General features: G+C 47.8%; 5 protein-coding genes. 4 read left to right on the forward strand and 1 reads right to left on the reverse strand.

What is annotated here, in order from left to right; translation table 11 throughout:
- Positions 1 to 213: 213 nt before the first annotated feature.
- Positions 214 to 1,716, reverse strand: a complete 1,503-nt coding sequence (locus Q4Q57_RS09215) for an EAL domain-containing protein (protein ID WP_311890641.1) — start codon at positions 1,714 to 1,716, stop codon at positions 214 to 216.
- 262 nt (positions 1,717 to 1,978) lie between these two features.
- Between Q4Q57_RS09215 and Q4Q57_RS09220 the strand changes: the two genes are divergently transcribed.
- From Q4Q57_RS09220 to Q4Q57_RS09235, 4 genes are all read left to right on the forward strand, one after another.
- The gene (locus Q4Q57_RS09220; protein WP_311890642.1) at positions 1,979 to 3,628 is read left to right on the forward strand and encodes an ABC transporter transmembrane domain-containing protein; all 1,650 of its coding nucleotides are present in this window, start codon (positions 1,979 to 1,981) and stop codon (positions 3,626 to 3,628) included.
- 2 nt (positions 3,629 to 3,630) lie between these two features.
- Positions 3,631 to 5,715, forward strand: coding sequence for an ATP-binding cassette domain-containing protein (locus Q4Q57_RS09225; protein ID WP_311890643.1), 2,085 nt, complete (start codon positions 3,631 to 3,633; stop codon positions 5,713 to 5,715).
- Positions 5,708 to 7,033 carry an HlyD family type I secretion periplasmic adaptor subunit gene (locus Q4Q57_RS09230; RefSeq protein WP_311890644.1) on the forward strand — a complete coding sequence of 442 codons (1,326 nt, stop codon included), beginning with the start codon at positions 5,708 to 5,710 and terminating at the stop codon, positions 7,031 to 7,033. Before Q4Q57_RS09225 ends, Q4Q57_RS09230 begins: the two co-directional genes overlap by 8 nt.
- Before the next feature lie 12 nt (positions 7,034 to 7,045).
- Positions 7,046 to 11,373: VCBS domain-containing protein (locus tag Q4Q57_RS09235; RefSeq protein ID WP_311890645.1), on the forward strand; the 4,328-nt coding region annotated here is incomplete at its 3' end.

Raw genomic sequence — 11,373 nt, forward strand, 5'->3', positions numbered from 1 at the left:
GCCTAATCGAGGCCAAGGCGAGTATCGCTCCCCTGCAAACCTTTGAGAGCTTAGTATCCCGTCGGCTAAGCTCTCTTTTTTATCTCACAACCTAACCTCAACACGCGTTAAGTGAGCGGTAAATGCAATCGACAAAAGGAATTAACCTCAAACTTGCACTTTGCGATGATAACAAGATGAATTTACGCATCGCATGACGATAATTTTCGAGCACTAAGCAAGAGTAAACTTGAAAAAATCTTCCGCAGCCAAAGGCTTAGAATAATAGTAACCTTGGATAAGTTTAACTCCTAATTCACCTAAATACCCTTGCTGTTCAACCGTCTCCACCCCCTCCGCAATAACATGCAACTTAGACTCGTTTGCAAACGAGATAATGGCATCTAAGGTTTTGCCATTAAAATTATGGGATTGACCAATGGTATCGACAAACATCTTATCTATCTTCAATGTACTGATCCCAAGGTGTTGAACATAACTAAAACAACCATAGCCCGTACCTGCGTCATCCAACTTAAGGTCAATACCTAGCGCATAAATCTTATCGAGTGTCTGGCGAGCTAACATCATATCTTTGATCGGTAGTCGCTCGGTGATTTCCAAGGATAACCTGTGATGCCCCAGTATTCCTGATTCGACAATTTTTTGTAATTGATGATAAAAATCATCATTTTCAAGATGAGCAGGCACAATGTTGATACTAAAAAATAACGGCGGGCATTGCCCCCCTAGCAGTTGAATATCATTAATGACCTTGTTCAACATACTCGTCGTCATGGGAAGAATGTGTCCCCTCGCTTCAGCAAAGGGAATAAACTGATTGGGTGGGATCATCCGATTATCATGCCGAAGCCAGCGCACCAACACTTCTGCCCCCACAGGCATTCCCGTACTACTATCGACAATAGGCTGATAATAGGGAATAAACTCCCCCCGCTGAATGCCCCGTTTTATTTGACTATCAAGGGAAATTTGATGGTTGTTCCAACGCCAATACACTAAACACGCCAACAAACCTAAGACAATCCCGGTTGCTACACTGACCCGCCAACCGAGCTGTGAATATTGTTCAAGGAAAACACGATTACCTGATAGCTCAAAGGTCGCATGGTAGTAGGGATTTTGCTCTTGAACGACATGGTAAACCAAAGGTTCATCAGCAAAATTATCAAACCCAAACTCAATATAAGGATCTGAATCTAAGCTCACCTTGTACTCAAGACATCGCTCGCAATCCACAGGAACAAAATACCTCGGCCTAAGGGGAGTGATACTGGTAATGTAATCAATCCCCTCCATGTGACGTATTAAAAATAATTCGTGACTTGTCTGAGTATTATGGCTTGCCACCGCAATACTTAAATTCTCTCTCACCTTATGGGCTTTCAATGCAGTTAAATCATGGGGTATTACGCCAGACTGACAGAGCACCTGATTATCTTTGTAAATGGCCAACCAGCGGACAAAGCTGGAGTCAAAGGCTTTCTGTTTCAATAGACTTTCTAATTCTGCAGAGCAAATCACACTAGGCTCTAAGCGAGGCATTTCAAGTAGTTGTTCAGCTGATTCAGTAATATACATCTGAAATTTACTTGCGAGCATCTCCGAATCACGCGCGATAACGCTATTAGCAATGATGCGATCCACGCCCTTCACCAGCACCAATCCGAGTGCAAATACGACGAGAAAAATGATGAAGTACTTTATTTTGAACATGGTTTATTCATACCCGACTGTCACCCTAAATAATGATTACGTTGTCTAACACCACTAAAACACCACATCGACCACCAACATAAAGCAAACATAATGTTAACAACAAAACAGAGTAAACACATTAAAAGTTAAACTAAATAAGCAATAAAATTCATTTGTTTGGTGATATACACTATAAATTGTTAATGATAATGTTAATTGTGATGTTAATGCGCTTTTTTGATTTTCGTGATAAATGTAACGTATATAAGGTGTGTGAAACATGATCGAATCTTTACGTCTATTGGCACAGCACAAATCATTTACCGAGCTTTTGCTTTCATCCACGCTCATTAATGTACTGTCACTGGCATTACCATTCACTATGCTGCAAATCTATGATCGGATTTTACCCAATGAGGCCTATGGCACAGCCAGTGTATTAGCGATTGGCGTTGGGATAGCGATACTTCTGGAACTGCTGCTGCGCTATATACGTAGTTGGTTGCTTGCCCTCAATGCTTCAAACTATGAGCTACAAACCACCACTCAATTTGTCGACCGGCTAATGAAGGCGGATTATCACCATGTTGAGCAATTAGGGGCAGGCAAAATACTCCACGGAATTACGAGTATCGCGACCATGCGTGAGATTTACTCTGGGCAAGCAGCAGTCGCATTAATGGATTTCCCTTTTGTTATCATATTTTTAGCCTTGGTAGCCTATATTGGCGGGCCATTAGTCTTTATCCCCATACTGGTTTGGGGTATAGCAGGCGTTGGAGTGTGGCAAATCGGCAAAAAACTCGCCATCGCCACCCGAGAACTCGCCATAAGTGAAGATGAACGAACCCGCTTACTCATTTTAGTGTTATCAGGCTTAACAACGGCAAAGGCCCTAGCCTTGGAATCCCGAATTACCTCTGCCTACAAAAAAATCAACTACCAAAGATTAGCGCAGCAAAATGAGGTTGATTGGCTATCATCCAAGTTACAAGAATGGATCCAGGGGGCTTCACAGGCCACCACACTAGCACTGGTACTGATTGGCTGTTTTGAAGTCTTAAATGGCGATCTAACAACGGGGGGATTAGCCGCATGCTCAATCCTTGCAGGCCGAGCCGTAGCGCCCTTAAGTGCCATTGGCAGTTTAAAAGCGAAGTTTGTTACCGCGCAATCTGCAATGCAAGATGTTAACGAAATCATAGCCTCCCCTCCAGAATCCTTAAATGGTAATAAGATTTACCATCAAAAATTACCCTCAGGCCCCATTCAATTTGATCAAGTATCTGCACAACAAACAGGGGCAAAGCTTAAGCACATTAACCTGACAATCCCCGCGGGTAGCCTGGTCACTGTAACCTCAAACCCACTCACACATGCCAGTTTATTGTTAAGTACCGTGGGCGGATATCATCAGGTGACTGAAGGTGCCATCAAGATTGATTCTATCCCATTAACTGAACATGACCCGCTGGAGTATCGCCAATCCATTAGTTATGTGTCGCCATGGGCAACGTTATTTGCAGGTTCCATCTTGGATAACCTGACTCTCTTTCGCCATGAGCGGGAAGCCTATGCCATGGTTCTCGCTGACAAACTGGGCTTATCTGCCACGATTGCGCAGTTGCCTGCGGGCTATCAAACCTTAGTGGGTAATAATGACAGCCAAATGCTCAATAAGGGTGCCATAAAGCTCATCGCCATTGTCAGAGCGCTTGCCCAATCCCCTTCGATACTCTTACTCGACGAGCCTATGGTCTCCCTCGATGCAGACTCTCAGCAACGTCTACTTGCTTTGTTACTCGAACTCAAAAACCACATCACCCTGATTGTGGCCTCCTATTTTACGGAAATTGCAGCGATCAGTGACTATCGCATCCATATTTCATCTCAAGGGGATGCAACCATGATGTCAAATGGGGAACTTTAACAATGCATAGCCAAACCCAGTCTGTCCCAAACTTAAAATCCCAACTAGTCACACTATTTAATCAACTCGGACTTAATGCCCAAGCCAAGAATATTGAACGCAGTGCGTTAGTCGATGATGCGAGTTACTTAGATTTGTATATCTTATTTAAAAAACATCATGTTGTTGCCGATTTACGATCTCTTGATCCCGAGGTACTCAGCCATACAATTTACCCGTTCCTGATCCTACCCGAAGAGGGCGAACCGCAAATAGGCCGCAGAAGCCAGCACACCTTTGAGTATTTAGGCCCACACCATCAATGGCAACCACTCACACTCCCCACTGATGGAAAAGTTTTTATTATTAATAGCCTACCTTCTTCCAATCAAAAAAGGAGTCGCTTTGCAAGCCAGTTTAAGCAGCAAAAAAAGTGGTTCAAACCCGTTTTTTTGTTAAGCCTCGTCGCCAGCTTGACCGGATTAGCGATACCGCTTTTTACCATGGCGGTATACGACAGAGTCATTGGAGGACAAGCCCCCGAAATTTTACCTGGGATCGCAATAGGTGCATTGCTTGCCTTAAGCATTTTTATTTATAGCCGAATGCTGCGAGCCAAAGTACTGGCCAGAGCAAGCAATAAATTGGCAAGGGATCTCTCAGCCGTATCCTTTAATCAACTCCTCAGTATGCCGTTGATGATGTTATCCCGAGTTGGATTATCGAATCATTTAGCACGACTTCGTAATGCAGAAAAGGTGAGAGGATTATTGTCAGGCCCTAGCGGAGGTGGGCTGATTGATTTGCCCTTTACGATCGTGGCGCTTATTGCCATCACAGTTCTCAGTGGTTGGCTGGTATTAGTACCATTTTGTATGCTGATTCTGTTTTACCTAGTGATGAAAGCCCTAAACCGTTTTACCCAAGCCGCCAGCCCAACCATCAGTAATGACTATCAAAACAGTCTCAATGAACTAGCTAAAAATGTATTAGAGCTGAAAACCGCAGGGGAAACCGAAGGCTGGTACGCAGATTTTATCCGTCGTTGCCGTGAGCACTGCCGACAACAATTTTTATATACCAAACGTAATGGGCTGACAGCGGCAGTTGCCCATGCCATGGGGCTGATGACAGCCCTAGTTACCGTGTTTTGTGGCATTTTTTTAGTGTTAAATCAAAGTATATCACCCGGCGCTTTAATCGCCTGTGGTATGTTGATTTGGCGCATCACAGGCCCCGCCCAATTAGCATTTTCTTCGGCGTCTAAAATTAACATGATAACCAGTACTGTCACCCAGTTTGACCGTTTTATGGAGGTGACGACCGAATTTAATCAACTCCGCCTCGATGGACCTAACCTAAATAAAGCACCCGCGCTCAACTTTAAACATGTCACCTTTCGTTACAGTGCTGAAGCTGAACCTGCACTCTCTGGCGTCACATTTGATGTTGAAGCAGGAGAAACCGTCGCCATTATCGGCCCTAATGGCAGTGGTAAAAGCACCTTATTGCTGACAGCCATAGGCGTAATTGATACCCAAGCAGGCTTTGTCACTTTAGATGGTAAAAACCTGAAACAATTCGACCCCGAAGCTTTACGCCAATGGGCCGCATTCAGCCCGACCCACACCGAACTACTACCGGGCTCGTTAGCAGATAACTTACGGCTGGCTAAACCCGATGCCACCGATGATGAGTTGTGTCAAGCATTGTATGAAGCAGGTGGAGACGCTTTAAAAGAGGTGCTCGGTGGCGATTTAAATCGCAGTTTATCCGCTCAGGGAGCCAATATGTTTTCGGTGATTGGGAGTGGTTATATCAGCCTAGCTCGGGCCCTATTAAAAAAATCGCCTTTACTTGTCATGGATGAACCCATAGCCAACCGCAATCCTTTTGCGAAAAAAACCTTTATCGAAACCTTAACCAAGTTAAAAGGGAAAACGACTATTTTATTTACTAGCCATGATCAAGAACTGATCCAACACGCGGATAAGGTCGTTATCTTAGATAAAGGGTCAGTGGTTTATGCTGGTCCTATCCCAAACAAACCTAATGTAGACAATGGCAACCAATCAGTGGCTAGCATGGAGACAACACACAATGAATGATCGTCAACTTAACCATCGTTCTTTGCCAGAACACGAGTTCAGTCAAGCCATTGAAGCACCAGCAGAAAAGCGCATCATCAAACAAATCACCTACTTTATTGCGGGTTCAGTGTTCATTATGTTTGTGTGGTCACTGTTCACTAATATTGAAGAAATTGCCAAAGCGAAAGGTCAGGTTATCCCCCTTGGACATCAACAAGTGATTCAGAGTTTTTCAGGGGGAACCATAGCCTCTATCTTGGTCTCTGAGGGGGATTTAGTGAAAAAAGGCGATGTCCTCGCCAACTTTATCGCCATCGATAGCCAAGCTGCCGCTGAAGAGCTGGAAAGTAAACAAGCTAATCTGGTGCTCAAAATTGAGCGTTACAGTGCTTTTATCGAATCCAGAGAGGCCAACTTTGCTCGCTACCTTGAAAGTCATCCCAATCTTGTGAAAGGGCATATTAGTGATCTCGAACGGATGAATACCGAAAAACAAGCCATCATTCAATCTTCCCTCGCGGAAATCGCCAAATCGAAAGCTGAGTTGGCAAGTCTTGATCAAGAAATTCCGCCACTGAAACATCAAATCAATTCAGCCCAACAAACCATCAATATGATGGATTCCATCAAAGAATCTCAGGCTATCTCTAAGCTCACTATGCTGGAATCGCAACAAAAATTAGACTCCTACATACGTGAACTAAAAAGTATGGAAGGTAAACAACAGGTATTGGCACGGGATATTGAAAATCTTCAACGGCAGTTGGAGCAAAAACAAGCCACATTGCTAAAAGAGGTTGGTGAAGCTCGCACTGATGCACAAGCTGAATTATTAGGGATTACCGCACGTTTAAAATCCTCCGATTTGCAGATGCAACAAAACACCATTACCTCCCCTGTTGATGGCATCATCCAGTCCATTCCAAACACCTCATCAGGGAGTGTGATTCAACCAGGTGGCACAGTTGCGGTGATTGTTCCCACCACGCCAACAGCCCTACTTGAGGCCAAACTCTCCCCTCGGGACATTGGCTTTGTCAGTGTGGGACAAAACGCGCGCATAAAAATTGATGCCTTTGATTACAGTCGCTATGGGGCACTTGATGGTATCGTCAAACGCATCTCCCCAAGCACAGATGCAGATGAAAAAGGCGGCGTTTTTTATAAAGTACAAATCTCGATTGACAAGCCCTACTTTGGCGATCAACCCGATAAGCTAGAGCTGATCCCCGGTATGACTGGCGAAGCGGATATTGTCACAGGGGATAAAACCGTCTTTCAATACCTGTGGAAACCCGTATTTACCAATGTGACTGAAGCCTTTAGTGAACGCTAGGGAGCACGAACTATGAGCCAAAAAAAACCATTAACGCTCTCAACCGCAAAACGAAAAAGTCGCATTTCAGCAAAACTCGCCAAAAAATCTGAAATTGCCGCTAAAAAGCTTGATAAAGATGTCGCCAAGCTCAAGGCAAAGGAATTTAGAGGGAGTGAAGTCCAAAGCACTGCAAGCCCAGATATTGTGGCAAGCAAGTCTTGGCGCTTACCCTCGCACGCAGCAACGCAGCTTGTTAATACCGAAGAATCGACAGAGCAAAAGCCTGATTCGCAACCCGCTACCGTAGACATTGATAACCGCCATGTAACAGCCCAGTCAGCTAGCTCTAGCACAGACTCGGAAAAAACCTTGTCAGAGATGCCACAGCAAGCGGATGAAACGCAAACCCAAAATGCCCCTAAGTTCCAAGATTATGGTTCGAGTGAATCAACCCATTTAGGGCAAGGTCCACACTTTGACGACACACAATTGCCCCTTGTTACCCTCAGCCAACTCCCTGAAATTGGACATGTTAAGCAGCAGATTGAACCGGCAGTATTAACGGTATCAATGGCAAGAACCACATTAACTCAAATTGTGCGCCCCCCAATCATTAGCACTGAACAGCACACCCCACTCACCATTGACGAACAAGCCGGCCATCAATCGGTTAAAGAAGATGCCCCAGTCGCGAGTGCCTCTGGAAAACTGCACGCCCATGGGGGAATAGTAACCCCACTCCAATGGACGGTCGCAGAACATCAAGGTCAATTTGGTCACCTTGATATCGATCCAACAACGGGCGAATGGCATTACCAACTCGATAATAATGCACTTAACACTGATGCATTAGCCGAAGGTGAGCATCAAACCGAACAATTTACGATTACCGTCAGCAGCCCCAATGGCGAACAAGTAAACACTGTCATCATCATCGATGTCGAAGGCAGTAACGATCTGCCCCAAATTTTAGGATCGCACCTCGCCAGTATTAATTCGGCGGACTCCTTGCAGACAGTGATGGGGCAACTACGCAGTGTCGATCCCGATCATAACGATGTAATCACTTGGGCTGTGCTTGATGGACAAGGTCAATATGGCCAACTGAGCATCAATCCACTCACGGGCCAATGGCAATACCAACTAAATAACCATGCAAACGCCACGCTTGCTCTAGTCTCTGGCCAACAAGTGACGGAAACCTTTATCGTCACCGCAACAGATCAATCAGGCCATCCTGTTAGCCAGCAAGTCAGCATTCAAGTGAATGGGGCTGATAATACCGCCATCATTAAAGGTGATATGACGGGTTTAGTGACGGAAGATACTCAGGCTCTCAACGGCCAATTAACGGTATCAGGTCAATTAAGCATCCAAGATCCAGATAAGGATCAAGCCCATTTTTCGGCAGGTTCATTGCAGGGACAATTTGGCTATCTTACGATCGATGTAAACGGCCATTGGATCTACAGCGCCGATAACTCACTGGCCACCGTTCAAAGCCTTAAATCGGGTGAGCATCTTACTGATACTTTTACTATCCACAGCGCCGATGGTACTGGGCAAAACATTACAATCACGATTAATGGAACTGATGATAAGGCCGAAATATCAGGCACAACCTCGGCCTCACTCACTGAAGATAGTGACACATATCAAGGCATGCTTAGGGCCGATGGCAACCTTACCATCACAGATAACGACCACGGACCACACTTATTTACAGCTACAGAGCAATATGGTCAGTTTGGTACCCTCATCATTGATGAATTAGGCCACTGGACCTACACCGCAGATAACTCGCAGACGGCAATTCAAGCACTCAAAACCGGAGAATCCATCACTGACACCCTTGTGGTACAAACCCAAGATGGCACACAGCAAACCATCTCCATCACCATTCATGGTACCGATGATCACTCTGTGATTATGGGCACATCAGTAATGAGGGTGTTTGAAGACAAACGCCTTTCTCAAGGACAACTCCATACAGACGGTCAACTCTGGGTAAGCAATCCCGATACCGGGCGAGCAGGATTTGCAGCCGAACAACTCCAAGGTCAATTCGGCATATTATCCATCAACACCCATGGCCATTGGACCTACACAGCAGACAACAACAATCCCAGCATACAAGCTCTCAAGCATGGTGAATCCTTAACTGACACCCTGTTTGTACAAGCATTGGATGGAACAAGCCAAAAGATCACGATTCTGATCAAAGGTGCTGATGATAAAGCGATTATCGGTGGAACCGTCACCGCAACGCTTATCGAAGATCAATCTGCCCTGCATGGGCAATTACAGGCACATGGCACACTCACCATTACCGACCCCGATGCTGACCAAGCCCAGTTCACTGCACTAACCGATGTGGTTGGCAGCAACGGCTACGGACACTTTAGCCTTAATTCCTCAGGGGTATGGACTTACAACGCCGACAACACGCAGACTGCCATTCAGCAACTCAATACTGGCGAGAGCCTCACCGATACCTTCACAGTCAGCAGTGTTGACGGCACTAGCCACACCGTGACCGTCACGATACAGGGCAGCAATGACGCGCCCGTGCTAGTTGGGCAAACGCAAAGTGTAACGGAAGACGGCACACAACTCAGTGGCAAAATGATTGCCACCGATGTTGACGCGGGCGACACGCAAACCTTCAGCCTTGTCAACGCCGTCGACGGCTTCACGCTGAATGCCGACGGCAGCTACAGCTTTGACCCAAGCCATGCCAGCTACCAACATCTGGCCGCGGGCCAGACGCAAGATGTGATTATTCCGGTCACTGTAACTGATAGCGCCGGAGCAACTAGCACACAAAATCTCACCATCACAGTCACCGGCAGCAACGACGGCCCAACCATCGGCGGTGTGAACACCGGCGGCACGGCCGAAGACAACAGCCAAGCTGTGACTGGCCGGCTCACCATCGCCGATGTGGACGACGGCCAGGCACATTTCATCGCCCAGACTGCCACGACAGGCAGTTACGGTAGTCTAACGCTGAACGAGGGCGGGCATTGGCAGTACCTGCTGGACAACAGCAAGGCCGCCGTCCAAGCGCTTAAGAGCGGCGAGACCGTTACCGACAGCTTCACCGTCTCCAGCGCCGACGGCACCACGCACACGGTCAGTGTCACCGTTGCTGGCCGTGATGATGGCGCCGTCATTGCGGGTACCGACAAAGGCACAGTCACCGAGGACACAGCCGTCACCAGCGGTCATCTGCAGGCTAGTGGCCAACTGACGATCACCGACTCCGATGCCGGACAAGCCCGCTTCACCGCCCAAACGGATGTGGCCGGCAGCAGCGGCTACGGACACTTCAGCCTGAACAGCACTGGCGCCTGGACCTACAGCGCCGACAACACACAGGCCGCGATCCAGCAACTGAAGGCTAGTGAAACACTTACCGACACCTTCACCATCAGCAGCACGGACGGCACTAGCCATACCGTGACCGTGACCATCAACGGCACAAACGACGCGCCAGTACTCGCGGCGCAAACACAAGCAGTCACCGAAGATGGCACACAGCTGACCGGCAAAATGATTGCAACCGATGTGGACGCCAGTGACACGCAAACCTTCAGCATCGCCCAGCCTGTGGACGGTTTCACCCTGAATGCCGATGGCAGCTACAGCTTTGACCCAAGCCATGCCAGCTACCAACATCTGGCTGCGGGCCAGACGCAAGATGTTGTCATCCCAATCATTGTCACCGACAACGCGGGCGCCACCAGCACGCAAAACCTCACGATCACGGTGACGGGCGCCGCAGATGGCGCCGTGATCGGCGGAGTGGACGTCGGCAGTGTGACAGAGGACCAGCCCGTCCAGAGTGGCCATCTGCAAGCCAACGGCCAGCTGACGATCAGCGATGTAGACAGCGGCGAGGAGCACTTCACGGTGCAGACCGATGTGGCCGGCAGCGCCGGCTACGGGCACTTCAGCCTCAATTCAACAGGTGCCTGGACCTACACAGCCGACAACACCCAGACGGCGATCCAGCAGCTGAAGTCAGGCGAGAGCCTGACCGACACGCTGACAGTGACCAGCGCTGACGGCACGACGCACACGATCACGGTCATGCTGCAGGGCACGAACGACGTTCCTGTGCTGCAAGCACAGACGCAGGCCGTGACCGAAGACGGTACGCAGCTCAGCGGCCACATGGTCGCCACTGATGTGGACGCCGGCGACACACAAACCTTCTCTATCGCCCAGCCAGTCGACGGCTTCACGCTCAACGCCGACGGCAGCTACAGCTTTGATCCGGGTCATGCCAGCTACCAACATCTGGCCGCTGGCCAGACGCAGGACGTGGTGATCCCCATCAATGTGACCGACCG

The organism is Shewanella sp. SP2S2-6, from assembly GCF_031931965.1.
Classification (GTDB): domain Bacteria; phylum Pseudomonadota; class Gammaproteobacteria; order Enterobacterales; family Shewanellaceae; genus Shewanella; species Shewanella baltica.

Excerpts from the sequence above, each read along its gene's own strand:
- Q4Q57_RS09215 (WP_311890641.1), bottom strand. The coding sequence starts at position 1,716 with ATGTTCAAAATAAAGTACTTCATCATTTTTCTCGTCGTATTTGCACTC.
- Q4Q57_RS09220 (WP_311890642.1), top strand. The coding sequence starts at position 1,979 with ATGATCGAATCTTTACGTCTATTGGCACAGCACAAATCATTTACCGAG.
- Q4Q57_RS09225 (WP_311890643.1), top strand. The coding sequence starts at position 3,631 with ATGCATAGCCAAACCCAGTCTGTCCCAAACTTAAAATCCCAACTAGTC.
- Q4Q57_RS09230 (WP_311890644.1), top strand. The coding sequence starts at position 5,708 with ATGAATGATCGTCAACTTAACCATCGTTCTTTGCCAGAACACGAGTTC.